This window comes from Halospina denitrificans (assembly GCF_004364635.1).
Taxonomy (GTDB): domain Bacteria; phylum Pseudomonadota; class Gammaproteobacteria; order Pseudomonadales; family Oleiphilaceae; genus Halospina; species Halospina denitrificans.
The window spans coordinates 483,942-501,707 of sequence record NZ_SOAX01000003.1; the positions used below are offsets into that span (position 1 = coordinate 483,942).

The window sequence follows — 17,766 nt, forward strand, 5'->3', positions numbered from 1 at the left end:
ATGGAGCTGCTGACCGAAGACGCCGACCTGCGCTGCGCCCACGACATGGGCAGGGTCGGCATTATTGCCGGCCAGGGCTGGGTGCGAGTGAACACCCGGCGCCTGCTGGTTGAGCGGGACCCCGAAGGCCGTCCCATTGCCGGCTGCCCCAACGCGGGCCCGACCATCAAACCGTGCACGGCCACGCTGCCCGTCGAAAAGGGGTACTCGAGCTTCATTCGCATCGACGGGCGACGCGTCTGCCTGGATACCGTCACCGGACTGACCGACGGCACCCCGCCCGGGACCGTGAAGTATGACGTCCGCGCCAGCGGCCAGCACCTGGTCAGGCAGGTGTCGGCATGAGCATCACCCCGGATCGTGCCTGGCGCTTCGACCTCCCGGTCAGCACCGTAGCGACGGACCCGGGCGAAAAGCCCCGCGGGCTGCTTGTCAACCCCACGGGCGGCATTGCCATGGCGGAGGACGGCCAGGCCGTGCGCCAGTCGATCCTGCTGCTGCTCGCTACCCGACCCGGCGAACGACTGATGCGCCCGGATTACGGCTGCAACCTTCACCGCCTGGTCTTCGCGCCCAACGACGCCAGCACGGCCGGCCTGGCCATCCACTACGTGGGCGAGGCCCTGCGCCGCTGGGAGCCCAGGGTCGCCATACGACACCTGGACGCCGGCGCCGACCTGTTCAACACCGGCGACGGGACGGTGCTGGACATCGTGCTGGACTACCGCATCCGGCGCACCGGGCGGGAGGAACGCCTGGCCCTGGCCTATGGACTGAATGACGCCCGGCTGATGCCAACCACACCCGGCAATGAACCGCCACAGGGAGATGCGCGCGAATGAGTCTGCAAGCGCCCAAACTGGATGACCGTTCCTTCCACGACCTGGTGGCCGAAGCCCGGCGCATGGTCCGTGAACGGTGCCCGGAATGGACCGATATGAGCGCGGGAGAACCCGGCACCACCCTGATCGAGCTCTATGCATTCCTCACGGAAGTAATGCTGTACCGCATCAACCGGCTTCCGGAAAAGGCCTACATCGAGTTCCTGCGCCTGATGGGCGTCATGCTCGCGCCGCCCAGCGCCGCGCGGGTCAAGCTCACCTTCAGCCGCAGCCAGGGCAACGACCAGCGGATCGAGGTGCCCCGGGGAACCCGCGTCACCCTTTCCCGCAGTGCCGAGGGCGAGGATCCACCCATTTTCACCACCGCCAGTGCCCTCACCCTGGAGCCGGACGAGAACAGCGCTTCGGTGCTGGCCTATCACTGCCAGCTGGTCCAGGGCGAAGCGCTGGGCTCCTCCACCGGTTTGCCGGGCCAGAGCTTCCAGTTGCGCCAGGCCCCGGTGATCGCTCCCACCGGCGACAAACTGGACCTGGTCATCGGCGTCGAAGCGGAATCCGAGCTGGATGAACGCACGCCCTCGGTTACCCACGAGGGCATCACCTACCGGATCTGGCGGGAAGTGGAGCACTTCAGCCGGGACAGCGGCGATGACGACCACCTCTATGTTGCCGACCGTGCCACCGGCTCCATCACCTTTGCCCCGGCCATCCGCACCACCGGCGCCGACACCGGCAATGGCCTGAGCCGGAATGCCGAGGCACTGGCCGCCGTGCCGCCGGCCAACCAGCGCATCCGGGCCTGGTACCGCTGCGGCGGTGGCCCGGGCGGCAACGTGGCAGCCCACACACTGACGGTGCTCAAGGACCCTATCCCCGGTGTCCGGGTGGATAACGAAGAGGCGGCAGTGGGTGGCTGTGAGCAGGAGTCGCTGGACAATGCCATGCAGCGTGGCCCCCAGGAGCTGCACAGCCTCAACCGTGCCATCACCGCCCGGGACTACGAGGCGGTGGCCCTGCGCGAAGGCAGCGTCGGGCGCGCCCATGCCGTGGCCCGGGCCGAGCGCTGGCGCTTCGCGGCGCCCGGCACCGTGCAACTGCTCCTGGTGCCCGGGCTGGACCAGACGCCGCCCTACAACCAGCAACAGCTGGAAAACGCCCAGACCAACGAGGCCCTGGCCCGGGTACGCCAGGCCATTGATGAACGCCGTCCCCTGGGCACGGACTGCGTTATTGACTGGTACCACTACAAACCCGTCAGCGTTCAGGCGCGCCTTGTCCTGCACCCGGAGGAGGACGCGCGTTCAGTGGAGGACCGGGTTGAGAACCGCCTTCACGAGATGATCAATCCCCTCGGCAAGCAGCCCCTGCGCAGCCGGCTTCACGCCTCCGATGTCTACCACGCCGCGCTGAACGAACCCGGGGTGCTCTATGCAGACGAGGTTCAGTTTTCGGTGGATCATGCTCCGGAGTCCGATGTGGGCGCGGTAATGGCGGACCCCTTCCATCCCGACCTCTGGTACGCCGGCGCCGGCGACCAGGTCTTCCGCTCCATGGATGACGGCGAGGGCTGGGAAAAACTCGTGCGCTTCGACGAGGAGTACATTGATCGCATCACCTGCTGTGACGCCAGGGCCGGGCTGCTTGCGACCATATCGCTCAGGTCGGACGGCGACAACACCATCAGCAGGGTCCGTATCAGTGAAGACTGTGGCCAGAACTGGCAGAAGCCCCATGAGCTGGGGTTCCAGGTGAACGACCTTGCCTGGGTCCAGCGCGGCGGGGAACCGGTACTGCTGCTTGCCACCGATGAAGGCCTCTACCAACTGCCACCGGGCAGCGGCCCCGTTCCGGTAGCCGTGGATGAGCACAACCAGGGCCTTGCCTTCTACGCCGTGGCCGCTGCTGAAGCGCCCCGCGTGGGTACCCAGGTGGCCGTGGCGGCACGCAACAGCAAGGGGGTCTACCTCTGCCCTGATGAGCAGCTGGAGGACTTCCAGCACATCGGTCTGGACGGGCAGGATGTGCGGGTGCTGACCGCTCAGCGAATCGGCCCCCGAGCCTTCCTCTGGGCCGGTGTGGCGGCCGTGGGCGGCGAGGACGGCGATGGCTGCCTGCGCTGGGAACTGCGCCGGGACACCACTGGCGGCGACGGCTGGATGGCCATGGGTAACGGCTGGAAAGGCGGGTCCTGCCGGGCGCTGGCCACCCACGGCGAGCACGTCTTCGCCGCCACCTTCCATTCCGGCGTGGTGGCCATGGACAGTGCGGTGAAGGACCCGGAATGGCGGGTTCCCGCCATCGACTGCGGTCTGCCCCTGCGCGACACCGACCGGCTGCTCCAAAAGGTCAATGACGTGACCGTGGCACCACCCCGGGGCGCGGAAACAGATCGCATGCCCACGGTCCTGTGTGGTGGCCCTCATGGCGCCTTCCGCAGCCGTGACGGCGCGCACGCGTTCAGGAACATATCCAGGCGCACCTTCACCGACCACGTCACCATCGGCGAAGGCTTCCTGTTCTGCAGCGGCAAACACAAGGTGGAGGCGGTACACGATGAGACGCGCTGACCTTGATGCCCTTCTCCCCGCCGTCTTTCAGGATGCCGTCGCCGACGGCAGCCCGCTGGATGCCGTCCTGGAAACAGCGGCCAGGCTCCCGGAGCCGGATGAGGCCCTGCTCGCCTCCATGGACCGGCTCTTCGACCCGCGCCGCACCAACGACGACATGGTGGCTTTCCTGGCCGCCTGGGTGGACCTGGACCGCTTCCTGATCCGCCGAAGCAGTGACAACACCGGCGGTGAGCTTCTCTCCGGAAGCGGCCCCCTGCGAGAACTCTGCGCGGCTGCGGCGGAACTGTCCCGAAACCGGGGCACGCGCCAGGGCCTGATCCGCTTCCTGGAAGTTGCCACCGGACAGAAGGGATTCCGGATTGAGGAGAACCGGGACCCCGACGGCAATGAAAAGCCCTTTCACCTTGTGGTCACGGCGCCGCGAGAAGCCGAGCCCCATGCGGAACTCATCCATGCCGTAGTCGCTTACGAGAAGCCGGCCTACGTCACCTACGACCCCAGTGAACTGCGTTTTGAACGAGGAGCCTGACCATGCCCAATTACTACGAAATCTCCCCGACCGACGACACACTCACCCTGCGCGACGGCAAGGCCTCGGCCAGTTTCACTGTGCGCTATGTCGGCAACCGGACGGTGGAAGCCCGTGCGCAGCCAGTGGCACTCAAAGGGGCCAATGACGCCTGGCTTGAAGTGGAATCCCCCGCGACGCGGGAGATGGAGCCCAACCAGACCCAGAACTTCAAGGTCAGCGTCAAGGCGCCGCCGGGCACGCCTACAGGTGATTACGCCCTGCGGCTGGACATGGTGTCTGTGGACAATACCGACGAAGAATACGATCAGGGTCCGACCGTTTCCTTCAAGGTGGAGGAAAGCAAGGAGCCCGAACCCGAGCCCATCGGCTTTCCCTGGTGGCTCGTCGTGGTCATCGCCGTGGTCCTGGTACTGGCCATCGGCGGAGGCACCTGGTACGCCCTTTCCGGTGACGGGACGGATGGCGAGGAAGAGGAAGAGGAAGATGACGAGGCGACCCTCGCGATCGATGCCTCCGGCTGGTCCGGCGACTACCGTGGCCGCCTCGACGGCCGCAACGCCAGTCTACGCATTCAGGCCAACGAGGCCGGCGACAATCTGCGCCTGATTCAGCGCGACCTGGACCGCAATGCCACGACAAACGGCGAGGTATCCTTCTCCGGGGGCGACAACGCCCACATCATCACCGGCCCCTTTGGTGACTCAAATGAACGGCTGATCCTCCACCGCCATGACCGCGACCTCATCTCCATGCTGGGCAAATGGCGCGGAGTCTCTTTCGGGCGCGTATTCGCCCGGGGCGGCTTTGATCGTTCCGGGGGCCGCAACTTTGATGATGACCGTTGGAAAGCCTACTGGCAGGGCAAGTTCGAAGGCCATACCGATGGCCTGGAATCCCGACTCAGCGCCACCATTGGCGGCAACACCGTGAACCTTGTGCTGTCGGTCGACAACCCGGACGGCGGCAGCACCACCTATGTCGGGACCCGGAACATGAACCCGGGCAGTGACCCCACGCGGATGCATGTACTCGAAGGCGCCAGGCTGGAAAGTTTGGAGGGCAACGAAACCCTCACCATAAAGGAACTTCTGGTCCACACCTGGGGATCGAACTACGTCACAGGCATCGCGGAAATGCCGGACGGCACCGAGGTGGGCCAGATCTTCATCCGCGAGAAGGATGTACCGGCCCCCGGCCGGTTCGAACTCATCCCCATCCAGCCCGAGATCCGCATGCACCGGATCAATCCCGGCAACTGAGGCAGTTGGTTATGAAGATGAAGGTGATGCAGCTGATGCTGGTAGTGGCGGCAATTCTCGCCGCCCTGGGCATTGCCGTGGCGCTCAGCAAGGGCGGGATTGAGAACCCGAAAGAGCACGCCAGGACCTATGAACCCTCCGGACTGATGAGGTCCTTTGGCAGCCTGGTGAGTCCACCCCTGCTTGGCCGTGATGAACTCACGGAGGCCGGCAGGGCCTTCCCGGCGTCACTCAGGCTGGCGCCGGGCACGCGGAAGACGTTCAACATTGCCTCAGGCAACGCGGACCAACGCCGGTTGGAACTCCGGGTCACGGGCACAAGTACGCCGTTCGCCATCACCTACGAGCCGTCACGCGGACAGACATTCAATGACCAGCCAGTGGACAAAAATACATGGGAACAGGACGAGGCCGAGAAAAGCGACAAAGTGAGCTTCGTGATCTTCAACAGGGGCGGCACGCTCATCTTCGACAACACCGGTAACAGCGGTTCCACCGTCAGCATCCGGATGGAGGAGTCACCATGACCCGCGCCCAACGCCTGAACCGCCCCCTGTTCCTCCTGGCCGTCGCACTCCTTGGTCTGGTGCTGCTCGCCGAACTCGGCGTTGCCGTCGTCTCGCCCTTTCTCGGGGAATCAACGGGCGCCGTTGGCTGGGGCATTCCCGCTCTCGCCCTGCTCGACGCCCAGCTCGTATTCACCGCCCTGCTCATGGGCGCGCCGCTGGTCTTCCCCGAGAGCGTGACCGGCCGCATCCAGGGCATCTCCACCTTTGTGGCCGCCATTATCCTCGTGATCGCCTGCGTGACGACAGGCCTGGCCGCATTCGGGCTGCTTACCCTGCTCATCGGCCTGCTGCTGGCGCCACCCATCGGCCCCGGCATCTACGCGGCGATGGGGTACGCGAGCTTTCCCACCGGTACCGCCGCCACAACGCTGAGCCTGATCATGCTCACCAAGCTGGTCAGCTGCGGCGTCCTGGTGATGGCCCATCCACGCTTTCTGGAAAACAAGGGGCTGGTGCTGATGATCGGCACCTCCCTGCTGGGGACCATCGTGGTCTCCTTTCTCCACGGGTTCCCTCCGGGATTCGTGGTCAGTGTCGCGGACCTGATCGCCACGATCGTGGTGGTCATCCTGGCCGTTATATGGGCCATCTTCGCCCTGGTGCTGGGCGGGATTTCCGTTATCAAGGCAGTTACCTGAAAACAGACAGGCCTCAGGGAGGAATCACCATGACTGGACTCAAACTCAGCAGTGCCTCCGGCTTTGCCGGAACCATCAGTGGCCTGGCGCTCTGCGCGCTGGCTTTTATCCTGCTCAGCGTCACGCCGACCGTGCCTTTCGCACTCGTTGGCGGCGTGGTCCTGATTGTTGCGGTTCTGGTGTTCTACATCCTGGCCACCATCCAGGTAAAAAAGGACTCGGGTACGGAAAGCGCGGCCACCTCCGTGTACCGGGGCCTTCTGGTGGGGATCAACAGCACCCTGAACTTCGGGCTCGTGTTCCTGCTGCTTTACGCACCGCTGGGCAACCCCGCTCTGGTGATCGCCGCCGTAATCGCCCTCATCAACCTGCTCGCCTGCATCGGGCCGGTTTCGCAATCGGCGTTCTATCAGGGCGTGCTCGGCTGGGCCAACTGGCTCATGCCCATGTCCTGGCTGATCGTCGGGCTGGGGCTGGCGTTCACCCTCTTTTCCCTGCTGCTGCATCTGGTGCTGACGCTACCCTTCGGCGTTGAGTTCACCCGGGTCGGCATCAAGAGCGGCGCCCTGAAAGGCAAGGCGTTCTCGGTGGACTGGCCCACGGGCACCTTCTTCCAGTACGGCGGTCTCGTGGCCAACCTGAATCACCTCCAGACCGCGTTCAACATGGGCAACTTCGCGTTTGTCCACTACAAATCGAGTGCCAGCCACAGCCAGCACGAGGCCGGCCACACCCTGAACCTGGCGGCCTTCGGCAGCCTCTTTCACCTGATTGGCGCGGTTGACGAAGTATTTGCGAAGCACCGGGCTTTTGCTGAATTCCTGGCGGACAGCAATGATCCAACTGGCAGTACGCAACTGAAGATGTGGTCCTGAAGGCAGGCAATGGCACTCGTTCTGGCCGTTGGTGGTCTTGAAGCAGGCCCCGCCGGAGGTGAAGCTCTCAAGCTCCCCGCCATGGAGCAGCACCCCCCACAAATGTGGGATGTTAACGCCCCCTTGAGCCGGCCTATTCTGGACAGGTCGGATCAACTCCGGCCACGAACGCATGGAAGTGTGAAACAGGTCCTGAAAGTACAAAAGATTACATCTTGGTGGCTTTTGACCGTTTCCCGGACAGGGTTTAAAGCTCAGTCTGGTCGTGTGTGAGGCAACAGCAGGAATGTCAGACAACAATAACCGTTTCCCAGGGCCTCGACAGGAGGCACAGGAAGCATAAATCGACGCATCGCGCGCACTCACAAACCGAGCACCGGATCGGCGCCACAGGCGTTGGACAGGGACCGCCCAGAGATCGGAAGGAAACGCTACGAGGTCAGATTGTGCCCGTGTGTGCGAACCAGATCTCTGGGGCTGCAACATGAATAACAAATCCAATAAACGAATAACGAGAAAAGCCACAACCCTCCTCTTCAGCGCAACACTCGCCCTGAGCGCGCTTTTCGGCGTGAGCCTGGCACACGCAGGCGCTGACAAAACCACGCATCCCGTCGTCATGGTTCACGGCCTGGCCGGATTCGATGACATTCTGGGTTATCACTATTTCAGCGATACCTACGGACGTAAGCTTTACCGCAACTGCAACTGGTACAGCAGCTGCAACAAGTATCTGGACGATGGCCAGATTGGTGCAGCGGCATCGATGACGCCATTCCAGTCATCAGACAAGCGGGGCCTGGAGCTGGCCAATGCCGTGGAGTCCTGGATGATTGCCAACGACTTTGAGCATGTGAATCTGGTCGGGCACTCCCAGGGTGGCATGGACCTGCGCAAGGCGGCCAAGGTCCTGCATGACCGTTTCGGCTACCGAGTGGTCAAGGTCGCCTACAGCATCTCATCGCCACACCGGGGTTCGCCCATTGCCAAGCATGTTCTGGATCTGGGCGATGGCGTGAATAACATTGTTGATGCACTCGCGGAGGCCTATGGCGAGATCGTCTACGGCGATGGCAATGATGCTGGCGCGGCCCTGAAACAGCTCGTCTATGACGACTACGACCCGAATGACGGCGTGCATACCGGTGCGAAGCAGTTCAACGAGAACTACCCGGTGAGCAGCCAGTATGCCAAGCGCTATGCCTCCACGCTCAACGCGCAACAGGGAGCATACGTAAACCCTGCGCTCTGGATCACCCAGGATGACTACTTCAATATCGATGGTGACGGCTACTGCACCGATGACTGCAGTGGTGACGGTGCCGCCGGACAGGGTGACGGTGAACAGTACGACACGGATGATGACGGCCTGGTTGGGATCAACTCGCAGCAGATGGGTTGGCGGACTCAGCTCCATGACAACTACTGGAGCATGGACCACCTGACCACCATCACCGACACGGACAACGTGGACGACCTCAACTACCCCACACCGACCCAGATGACGTCGCACGCCGGAGTAATCAACCAGGACCATGTCGACATGATCGGCATTCCCAGCACCACCTTCGATATCCGCAACTTCTACGGTGCGATCTTTGATTACATCGCGCAACACGACGGCTAATCCACTCCCCTGAGCGGTAGAAGCACCGAACCATCCCGGCTCCGACCGGGTTGGTTCGGTCATTGAAAGAACAAGAGTCATCCTGTTATGAGAGCCACTGCGCCCCCCAAACACCTGACAATCACCGTTATGCTTGTTGGCGGCATTGCGCTCGCCTATGTGCTCTATCCGGCATCGCCCGGTCCCGAGGAACCGGATCAGCCACAGAAGGCCGCAGAAAGCGTGACGCAAACAGACACCCCCAACGCCACAGAATCGCGCAGAAAGGCATCAAAGGAGGAAGCCCCGGCCATGCAGGGCGACCTCAGCTTTGAAGAAGTCGTTGAATTGATGCAGGAGCGCCATGGCGGTGAGCTGGGAACCCGCCTGGGTCAGATTGATATGATCAATGCCCTCATTGCATACCTGAAGAAGACGCACCCGGACAACTGGCAGGCCATGATGGAAAAACTGCTGAATGCGGCATTCCCGGACCAGGCGGCTGAACTTCTGGAACTTGCCAACAATCACCTCGAATACGTGGCCTGGCGTCGACAGGCCGATGCCGAACTGCGCCAGCTCGACAACGACGCCCGTATGGAGATGCTGATGGAGCAGCGCCGTGAGATCTTCGGCGAAGCAGTGGCGGAAGATCTCTGGAAGCACCAGATCAGGGACTACGAAACGCAGAAGGCCATCGAGCGCCTTGCCTCGGAAAGCGATCGCCCTGTGAACGAGCGGCTTGACGAGTTCAGCAGCGTGGTTAAAGAGAACTATTCCGAGGAGGCCCTGAAGAACCAGAGCACAAGCATGGGCGACTCCTTCGCCAGCCAGTTTCTGGAGGCCACCCAGGACGAACTCAGGGACATGGAAGCGCAGCAGCGCCAGCAAACCATCAATGAAACACGCCGGCAGCTCGGCTACAGCGAGAGCGCTGTCGAGAACCTGGCACGCCTGGACCGCACCCGTGACAAGCGCTGGGAATCCGGTGAACAGTACATGGAAAAGCGCGAGCGGATCATGGCCAATTACGAAGGCGAAGAACGCCAGGAACGCCTCAGGTCCGCACGTGAACAGATCCAGGGCGCCTCGGCCGACACCATTCGCAAGGAAGAAGAATCGGGCCACTTCCGCTTCGAGCAGGAAAGGACATACGGGCTGCAGTAAAACCTGCATGGCAACGGGCCCTGTGGAGGCTCATCCCGCCAGTGTGTAGGGCCAAATCTTTTAGCGTGTAGATAGTTGCTCTTTGCACTATAGTAAAAGAAACAGGCCACACTCGCTGGACCAGGAGAGCTTGACCGTGTCTGTCCCTGTTACTGATGTCCCGGATATCCACCTTCTCAAGGGCATGCTGGACACCATGATCGACCACGTCTTCCTGATGCGCGTCGAGGAAGACCGTTACCGCATGGTGTACTGCAATCATGCCATGGAAAACTTCATGCACGCGTCCCGGAGCATGCTCCAGGACCGATTCCTGGACGACATCATCCCCGACCCCGTGCTGTACCAGCGCATTACCGATAACTACCAGCGAGCACTGGCAGCAGACCGCGCCCTGCGCTACGAGGAAACGACCGAGGGGTTCCAGCCGGCGCCTTATACGATTTTCGATACCCGAATCGCTCCTCTTACCGCCAGTGACGGCCAGGTCCGCTACATCTGCGGCATCTCCCGGGACATCACGGCGCGCCGCAATGCCGAAACCGCCCTGCAGCACACCAACCAGACCCTGAAGCATCAGCTCGTGGAGATCCAGCGGCTGCAGGAACAGCTGCAGAACGACGCCGTCCGCGACCCGCTGACCAACCTGTTCAACCGGCGGTACTTCATGGAGAGCCTGACCCGCGAACTGCACCGGGCTCAACGTGAGAACTACCCCATCACCCTGATGATGCTCGACATCGATTACTTCAAGTCCCTGAACGACGACTTCGGCCACGCCGCCGGCGACCGGGTGCTCACCGCTTTCAGCCACCAGCTGCGCGAGGGTATGCGCACCGAGGACGTGGTAAGCCGCTGGGGCGGCGAGGAATTCCTGATCATGATGCCTGGGCTCGCGCTCAAAGATGCCCGCAACCGCATCGAGACCTGGCGCCAGAATTACAGCCCGATGGCAATCACCCTCGGCGGGCGAGAGCTGAACATCCGATTCTCAGCGGGACTCGCCACGGCTCCGCAACATGGCCTGGATCCCGACGAGCTGATCAATGCCGCCGATGCCGCCCTCTACCATGCCAAGACAGAGGGCCGTGACCAGGTTCAGGTCTTCCAGTCCTATGGCATCGAGGCTGACCGCACCAACGAGAGTGCCGAATAATCATCTGCAGCCAATAAGGCCCCGAAGGGCCTTTGAGGATGGCCGCTACGCCGACCTGATCTGCTCGAATGAGGTTGCATTCAACAGCTCTGGATGAACGCCCCGACCAGCAACGATACCATTGCTCACCACCGGCTGGGCCACCTCGAACACGTGGTAGGCCTCTGGCCCGAATGGATCCAGAGCGGTGTCCAGGTACTCGTAGCTGCTCGGTACCGGATCCCCCGAATAAGCCACGACAAACTGGCGCTTAACCGTCGGGATGGCCGCACTCAGCGGTTGCTCAACCCACAGATAGACTCCCTTCATGGGCACCAGGTACTCGCAGCGGACCACTCGATAGCCTTCACGCAGCTTCAGTGTATTGACTTCCTTACCGCATTCGAGACGAAACTTGTGGATTGTTTTCATGGCTTTTCTCCTCTGGGACACAGCCTCATAATCCACTATCGTTCTGTCGATAAAAATAAGGTTTTTTAATCTTTATAGTTCGTTTTTTTCGAACTAATCTTCCAGTTCCGGACGCTCCCGGAGCAATTCAGCCACCGCCGCATTATGGCTGCCACGCGCCCGGGTTACCGCAAAGAGCGTCTCCCTCACCTCCGCAATGCTGGCCACGTGCTCCACATGGTACTGGCTGCAGACCTCGTGGCGGATGGCAGTGGGAGCCGCGAAATAGCCGAACCCCTGGCGTCCGAATACCTTGATCAACGCACTGTCGTCCACCTCGGCCGCCACCTTTACCCGGATCCCCTGGCTGGAAAACCAGTTCATCAGGGCATTGATATAGGGGGCGTCAAGGGAGGTTGCGAGGAACGGCTCCAGATCCAGACTGGCCGGAAAATCCGCACGGAGTCGGGCTGCCAGTGCCGGCGCCGCAAACAGCGACATCGAGGAGCTCCCCAATCGATGTGAGCGGAAATGGCTGGCCTCGGCCGAGGGGGGCTGGCGGTCCGTGAGCACCACGTCCAGCTCCCGTTGCGCGAGACGCCTGAGCAACTCGACGGTATCCCCACTGTGGACATTCAGGCGCACCTCCCGTTCCAGCTCAAGAGCCGGTTCCGTCAGGTGATAGGCAATCAGCTTATGGATAGAGGCCGAAACACCGACCGACAGCCGCAACGGCCGGTCTTCCGGGGGTTGGCGCAGCACCTCGCTCAGCGCGTGGGCGGTCTCGAACATATCATCCGCGTAACCGAACACGGTCTGCCCAAAGTTGGTCAGCTGCAGCGAACGGTTGGCCCGCCGGAACAACGCGTTCCCCAGCGAAGCCTCAAAGGTCGCCAGCTGGCCGCTGAGCGTCTGGGGGGTCAGGTCCAGCATTTCAGCCGCACGGGCAATGGAGCCTTCATGGGCAATGACCCAGAAGTGGTAAAGGTGACGAAGGTTCAGATCCTGCACCGCCGGTTTCCAATCTCCGATAATAGCTGTGATTTTGGAGAATACTCGCGACGCTTTGCTACTCGGTGCCCGTCATTATCGCGTGGCTCGAGCCACGCTCGGTCCCAGGGGCGGTTTCCCGCAGCCGTTGCGACCAGAGAGTAGCGGCGTCCGCATCATCGGCGGCATCCGCCGCCCGGGCAGCGCCAGCGAGGGTATTGTAGCGCTTCGGCCATGTGCCATTCGACTTCTCGTAAGCAACCAGCGCCTCGCCGGGGCGCTCAAGGGCAAGCAGCAGGTCCCCCAGGGCCTCGTAGGGTGGCAGCAGCGCGCCCGGGGTCACCGGGTGTTTCTCGACGCTCGCCTCCAGCTCCCCGGCAGACCGCATCAGCGTGATGGCCTTCTCAGGCTCGCCTTCGGCCTTTGCGATCCAACCGGCCAGAATCCGGCGGTCTGTTTCAATGTAGGTCGAAAAGCGCTGATCGGCGGCGAACCTGGCATTGTCAGCCAGTGTCACCAGCCGCTGTTCCGCCTCGCGGGCGGTTTCCAGGTCACCGGTGTGCACGGCGCCCAGTCCCCGGGCAAACGAAGTCAGGCCTGCCGGCCAGGAAAACTGCTCCCGATTGATGTTTTCGGGATCGCGGGGCGCCAGGGCCGCTGCTGCTTCCCAGTCCCGTGCTTCCACGGCGAGCCGCGCCGGAATGGAGGCAAGGTGAAAGGCGCCAGGGAAGTTCGCCTCATGCGGCCCGTTGGCCTGGGCTTCTTCCCACACGTCCTGCGCCGCGCTGTCCTCACCGCGCTGGAGATAGCCATAGACCAGATAATCGAGGGCGTGGATGTAATGGAAGGATTTAGCACCATCCGCTATGTGATTCACGGCGACATCAGCCGAGCGGCGATTCCACTCAATCACGAGGGGCCAGTCTCCAAGGCGCACATAGATGTGGGATGGCATATGCAGGGCGTGGGGAACATCGGGAGCAATCGCCCCATAGGAGGCCACGATCCTGGTTGCGTTCCCCGCGCGGCCATCGGCATCGGTGGAGTGGATGGTGTAATGAACCGCCCCCGGATGGGTAGGCTCGGTTTCCCAGGCCCTGCGCAGGACCTGTTCCGCTTCACCGTGCAAGGCTTTGCGTTCATCGGAAGACGCCGCCAGCGTGAGGCGGGACAACGCATAGAGTGAGGCAACGTCAAGATCCCGGGGAAAGGCTTCATACGCTGCCTCCATGCCCTCGGCCCAGCCGGCTAAACGCTCTTTAACTGCATCGGTTTCCGGTTCGAAGAACGCCGCCGTCGCCTCAATCAGCCTCTGCTCGCGGGGCTCCTGTGCGGCTTCGCGTGCTTTCCGGATTGCCTCGCGGCCACGGGCAATATCGGCCGCGTCCGGGGTGGTCCCCCATAAAGGTTGGAACAGGGTCGTGGCGATGCCCCAATGGGCCATGGCGCAGCCGGGATCGGCCCGGGCAATGGCCTCAAACTCCCCTCGGGCCTGGGTGTACATCATGTGATGCATCATACCAAGCGCGTGATCCACGTCAGCGCGGACAGCATCAGCACAGTCGGCCTGAAAGTCTACGGTGCCGATCGTATCGCCGGCGCTGGCCGAATGCGCATCGTTCATAGTTTGCTGCTGCGCTGTGGCGGGAAGTGCCAGGCCCAGGGACGCGAAAAGGACGGCAAGGCGAAGTGATGGTTTCATGGCGGGACTCCATTTCCGTGTTGCTTTTGGAGCCGGCATGTCATACATCGATCAGGCACTTAAAACACACGATTAGACACTGGTCAAGCATGCGCAGCTTGTCACTCCAACAATACGCCGATCCCTGCGCCTTCGCCAGCGCGACCAGCTCTCTTTTTGATCATGTGGGTGGTGGGCGTCGTCCCGTTTCATCAGCGTCACTCCCGGATAGACGCGGAAGCATGGGCAGCAGTGAGGTGATCAGTCTGACAATGGCGTCGAGCTGTCGAACTTCCTTCCGGAAGTGCCCCACCCGCGCGGTGACCCTGGGAGTTAATCGCACAAGTACCGGCGCGATCCTGGCGACAAGCATGCCACCCAGAAAGGCGGGGATGAGGACCACGGGATGACGAAGCCGCGAGAGGGCCCGCTCCCGGTGCAGGCGAATGCGGGGCCCGTAACCCATAAGCGTATCGCGTTGCTGGGCGACCCTGTTCTCCAGTGAAGGCACGGCTGCTACTCCTGTTGGTCCACGTTGCGGGACGCGTCGTCCAGCAGGGTCCGTACAGCAAGGCGCGTCTCCGGAAACACCAGCCGGCGGGCAAGCCGTTTCAGCACGAGCAAAAGCGCTCCCACACAGGACACGTTGACCAGTGATGCGGCGGCAATGCTCAACGTCATGCCCAGGCCCGTATATTCGTACAGGCCGGCGGCGACGATAAGCGTAATGGAGAGCCAGACCCCCAGTATCACGAGCCCAAGCACCACACCGAGCACCATCATCATAAAGACGGTCTTGAATACAAGACGCGTCTCCAGGCCCAGAAGCTGGGCCGTATCCCGCGCGGATACACCAATCAGCGTGAAGAAGGTGGCAGCGTCCGCGAACGTGCCATCAACGTCGTTTTCTTCATCGCTGAAGGCGCGTTCCGGGTCCTGTTCATGCCGGTCGCCCGGCGCTGCCTCGCCGGTTTCCGAGTTCTGCATGTCGTGTGCTACCGACGACGAGCAGTCAGCCATGAAAACAGCACGCCAACAATAAAGGCGATGCCAATGGACATCAGCGGGTTCTCGCGGACGTAGCTGTTCGCGCGATCGACCGCCTCATCCGCCTGCTGACGCCCCTTAGCTGCCGCCTCGCGAGCACGCTCCTCGGCCTGGGATGCATGCTCCCGAGCGTACTCTTCAGCCCTGCCAAAGGTCTCACCAGCCCTGTCCACCGCTTCATGAGCCTTACCCACAAACTGATCGGTGGTTTCGTGTTCCCTTGCGTTCCTGGCCATGATCTTATCCTCCTGACACCCCTGATCCACTCTTAAATGGCGGGGTGTATAGGTGAGCTTTCAGACACCGGAGGCACATCGTGCCCCCGTTGTCCGTGGGTTGGATTATTCTTCTTGGTCGCTTCTGAATTCGGGCGCGTTACGCAGCGTTTCCTCGTCCATGTCCACGTAGAACACGGATTCATTTTCTTCCTGGGATTGCTGCAGTTGATCCCACGCAAGGCCGACCTTCTGTCCGCCCAGTCCGAGGAAGCTGCCAGTCGAGAGCACGACGCCAGCGATATTGCCGTCTTTGCCGATAACAAGATCCTGGATCTGGCCGATTTCCTCACCGGATTCGCGGTGCTTGACGCTCTGGCCAATCAGTTCGTCGGCGTAGCTTCCACCAGCGGGCTTACCGCTGAGGTACTTCTCGCCGGAGCTCTGCTGCATGCCGGAACGTTGCTGCTCGCTGGAACGCTCCTGGTCCTGCATCTGCATGCCGTCGTCGCTCTCAGCAAATGCGGCGGTGCTCAGTGCCAATGCCGGGACGAGCGCAGCCGAAAGGGTAAGTGCGGTTAGATTTTTCATAACTTTCATCATTGTTTCTCCTATGTTTCCGGCAGTTTGCCGGACCCTCCTGGGTCTAAAATCGCAATTCCCTGGTAGCGGGAATGCTGTTCCAGCGTCGGCCGAAACGAACGCCTTGTCGGTGCGCTAGCACACACAGGTTCCGGGAATCTCTCTTTCCGATGAGAGGCAGGTTCAACGCCGGGGAAAAATGACTCCCCTAAGTTCGACAAGGCACAGACCAGACATCGCGCTCCCGCCTATCCTGAAAACAACGCAGTGGTGAACTACTGCTGTTGGAGACATCCGCAAGGGACTAAGACAGGAGTTGGCAATGCCCAACGGCGTGCATGAATCCGAGGCGGGCGGAGCGAAGGATAAACGCCTGTTCAGCCCGGCTGAATTTCGCTTGTTCCGCTGCACCGCGGTTCTGTTGTCGCTGGTTGCACTGATTGCCCTCACCGGACTCATCGTTTGGTCATTCGGCTGGATACTGAGTACGTTTTACAACCTGCTCCTGTCGCTGTCCGTCGCCGGTATTCTGGCGCTGGTGCTTCATCCTGTGGTGGAGTTTCTCGAACGCCGGCTTCACTTACCCCGCTTACTGGCAGTCAGTGTTCTGCTGGTGGTCTTTTTTGCGGGTATTGGTGGTCTGCTTTTCCTGCTTATCCCTCCCCTGGTCAGCCAGGCTGTCCAGTTGATGACCGTTCTGCCCGATACCCTGGCGAGCTGGCAGGAATACGTCTCCTATCACTTCCCGGAACTCACCGACATGATTGAATCCAGCATGGAGAGCAACGGTGAGGAGAAATCCGAGCCGGTCATGGAGGATCCGGGCGAAACCATCATGTCCTATATGGGGATGCTGGCAGCTCTCGGTTTCGTACCCCTGTTCCTGTTCTTCACCCTCCTGTCCGGGAACCTCCTTCGGGAAAAGGCATCCGAGCTGTTATCCGTCTTCCACAACGCCACCCAGAAGAAAGTCCTGTATTTCATGGACGTGTTCGTGGGATACGTCAGCGCCTTCTTTCAGGGCCAGCTGATCATCGCCATGTGCATGGGCATCCTGTACGCCCTGAGCTTTACGCTGATCGGCCTGAACTACGGCGTGCTTGCCGGGCTGGTGCTGGGTCTGCTGAACATTGTCCCCTTCCTGGGCACCCTGATCGGCCTGCTGGCGATCCTGCCCATGGCCTATATGCAGCCTGAGGGCGGCGCTGAGCTGATGGTCCTCGCCGGGCTGGTGTTCCTGGCGGTGCAGGTCGTGGAAAGCTGGCTGCTGACCCCCAGGATCATGGCCAACCGCTCGGGCCTGCACCCGGCACTCGTGGTAATTTCCCTGTTCTTCTGGGGCACTGCCCTGAGCGGCATTATCGGCATGGTACTGGCGGTTCCCCTGACGGCGTTCTTCGTGGCCATCTGGAGCGAGATCAAGGCCAGCCTGAAACAGGTACTCAGCCGCAAGGATGCGACGTCATGAAAATTGTTCCTGGCATACTGGCCCTGTTGCTGGTGAGCGTGTCAGGAAGAGGGAGTTGGGGTTGAGCGGTGCGTACGCTAGCGCACAGATTCTTCCACAGCGCGCTGTCATGATCGAATCGAACCTCGCTGGGAGTTGGAGAAGCGAGGAAATGGACGACGGCGGGTGACTCCGGGGCA

General features: G+C 61.8%; 19 protein-coding genes. 12 read left to right on the top strand and 7 right to left on the bottom strand.

The window, feature by feature from the left end; translation table 11 throughout:
* The 11 genes from DES49_RS09185 to DES49_RS09235 all read left to right on the top strand — a co-directional run bounded on the left by DES49_RS09185 (nucleotide 1) and on the right by DES49_RS09235 (nucleotide 11,214).
* The gene (locus tag DES49_RS09185; RefSeq protein ID WP_133736096.1) at nucleotides 1-345 is read left to right on the top strand and encodes a hypothetical protein; all 345 of its coding nucleotides are present in this window, start codon (nucleotides 1-3) and stop codon (nucleotides 343-345) included.
* Nucleotides 342-842: a GPW/gp25 family protein gene (locus DES49_RS09190; RefSeq protein WP_133736097.1), complete on the top strand. Its 501-nt coding sequence runs from the start codon at nucleotides 342-344 to the stop codon at nucleotides 840-842. Before DES49_RS09185 ends, DES49_RS09190 begins: the two co-directional genes overlap by 4 nt.
* Nucleotides 839-3,409, top strand: coding sequence for a putative baseplate assembly protein (locus DES49_RS09195; protein ID WP_133736098.1), 2,571 nt, complete (start codon nucleotides 839-841; stop codon nucleotides 3,407-3,409). The genes DES49_RS09190 and DES49_RS09195 overlap by 4 nt, the downstream gene beginning before the upstream one ends.
* The gene (locus DES49_RS09200) at nucleotides 3,396-3,941 is read left to right on the top strand and encodes a phage tail protein (RefSeq protein WP_133736099.1); all 546 of its coding nucleotides are present in this window, start codon (nucleotides 3,396-3,398) and stop codon (nucleotides 3,939-3,941) included. The genes DES49_RS09195 and DES49_RS09200 overlap by 14 nt, the downstream gene beginning before the upstream one ends.
* A gap of 2 nt (nucleotides 3,942-3,943) precedes the next feature.
* Nucleotides 3,944-5,203, top strand: coding sequence for a COG1470 family protein (locus DES49_RS09205; protein WP_133736100.1), 1,260 nt, complete (start codon nucleotides 3,944-3,946; stop codon nucleotides 5,201-5,203).
* Between the two features lie 11 nt (nucleotides 5,204-5,214).
* Nucleotides 5,215-5,730, top strand: a complete 516-nt coding sequence (locus tag DES49_RS09210; protein ID WP_133736101.1) for a hypothetical protein — start codon at nucleotides 5,215-5,217, stop codon at nucleotides 5,728-5,730.
* Nucleotides 5,727-6,410: a hypothetical protein gene (locus tag DES49_RS09215; RefSeq protein WP_133736102.1), complete on the top strand. Its 684-nt coding sequence runs from the start codon at nucleotides 5,727-5,729 to the stop codon at nucleotides 6,408-6,410. Before DES49_RS09210 ends, DES49_RS09215 begins: the two co-directional genes overlap by 4 nt.
* Nucleotides 6,411-6,439: 29 nt before the next feature.
* The gene (locus DES49_RS09220) at nucleotides 6,440-7,285 is read left to right on the top strand and encodes a hypothetical protein (RefSeq protein WP_133736103.1); all 846 of its coding nucleotides are present in this window, start codon (nucleotides 6,440-6,442) and stop codon (nucleotides 7,283-7,285) included.
* A 484-nt stretch (nucleotides 7,286-7,769) separates the two neighbouring features.
* Complete coding sequence (locus tag DES49_RS09225; protein WP_243864987.1) at nucleotides 7,770-8,912, top strand: esterase/lipase family protein; 1,143 nt, start codon at nucleotides 7,770-7,772, stop codon at nucleotides 8,910-8,912.
* An 87-nt stretch (nucleotides 8,913-8,999) separates the two neighbouring features.
* Nucleotides 9,000-10,058: a hypothetical protein gene (locus DES49_RS09230; RefSeq protein WP_133736104.1), complete on the top strand. Its 1,059-nt coding sequence runs from the start codon at nucleotides 9,000-9,002 to the stop codon at nucleotides 10,056-10,058.
* Between the two features lie 136 nt (nucleotides 10,059-10,194).
* On the top strand, nucleotides 10,195-11,214 hold the full coding sequence (locus tag DES49_RS09235; protein ID WP_133736105.1) for a sensor domain-containing diguanylate cyclase: 1,020 nt from the start codon (nucleotides 10,195-10,197) through the stop codon (nucleotides 11,212-11,214).
* 45 nt (nucleotides 11,215-11,259) lie between these two features.
* Here the strand turns inward: DES49_RS09235 and DES49_RS09240 are convergent, their stop codons facing one another.
* The 7 genes from DES49_RS09240 to DES49_RS09270 form a co-directional block, all read right to left on the bottom strand.
* Nucleotides 11,260-11,625 carry a DUF7352 domain-containing protein gene (locus DES49_RS09240; RefSeq protein ID WP_243864989.1) on the bottom strand — a complete coding sequence of 122 codons (366 nt, stop codon included), beginning with the start codon at nucleotides 11,623-11,625 and terminating at the stop codon, nucleotides 11,260-11,262.
* A gap of 93 nt (nucleotides 11,626-11,718) precedes the next feature.
* On the bottom strand, nucleotides 11,719-12,615 hold the full coding sequence (locus DES49_RS09245) for a LysR substrate-binding domain-containing protein (RefSeq protein WP_243864991.1): 897 nt from the start codon (nucleotides 12,613-12,615) through the stop codon (nucleotides 11,719-11,721).
* A gap of 58 nt (nucleotides 12,616-12,673) precedes the next feature.
* Nucleotides 12,674-14,296 (bottom strand): tetratricopeptide repeat protein, encoded by a 1,623-nt coding sequence (locus DES49_RS09250; protein WP_133736106.1) that lies wholly within the window; start codon nucleotides 14,294-14,296, stop codon nucleotides 12,674-12,676.
* 160 nt (nucleotides 14,297-14,456) lie between these two features.
* Complete coding sequence (locus DES49_RS09255; RefSeq protein WP_133736107.1) at nucleotides 14,457-14,786, bottom strand: hypothetical protein; 330 nt, start codon at nucleotides 14,784-14,786, stop codon at nucleotides 14,457-14,459.
* A 5-nt stretch (nucleotides 14,787-14,791) separates the two neighbouring features.
* Nucleotides 14,792-15,262, bottom strand: coding sequence for a hypothetical protein (locus tag DES49_RS09260; RefSeq protein ID WP_133736108.1), 471 nt, complete (start codon nucleotides 15,260-15,262; stop codon nucleotides 14,792-14,794).
* Between the two features lie 8 nt (nucleotides 15,263-15,270).
* Nucleotides 15,271-15,558, bottom strand: coding sequence for an ElaB/YgaM/YqjD family protein (locus tag DES49_RS09265; RefSeq protein ID WP_133736109.1), 288 nt, complete (start codon nucleotides 15,556-15,558; stop codon nucleotides 15,271-15,273).
* Between the two features lie 105 nt (nucleotides 15,559-15,663).
* Nucleotides 15,664-16,128 carry a PRC-barrel domain-containing protein gene (locus tag DES49_RS09270; RefSeq protein WP_208297028.1) on the bottom strand — a complete coding sequence of 155 codons (465 nt, stop codon included), beginning with the start codon at nucleotides 16,126-16,128 and terminating at the stop codon, nucleotides 15,664-15,666.
* Nucleotides 16,129-16,441: 313 nt separating this feature from the next.
* Between DES49_RS09270 and DES49_RS09275 the strand changes: the two genes are divergently transcribed.
* Nucleotides 16,442-17,587 carry an AI-2E family transporter gene (locus DES49_RS09275; RefSeq protein ID WP_133736111.1) on the top strand — a complete coding sequence of 382 codons (1,146 nt, stop codon included), beginning with the start codon at nucleotides 16,442-16,444 and terminating at the stop codon, nucleotides 17,585-17,587.
* The last annotated feature ends 179 nt before the right edge of the window (nucleotides 17,588-17,766 follow it).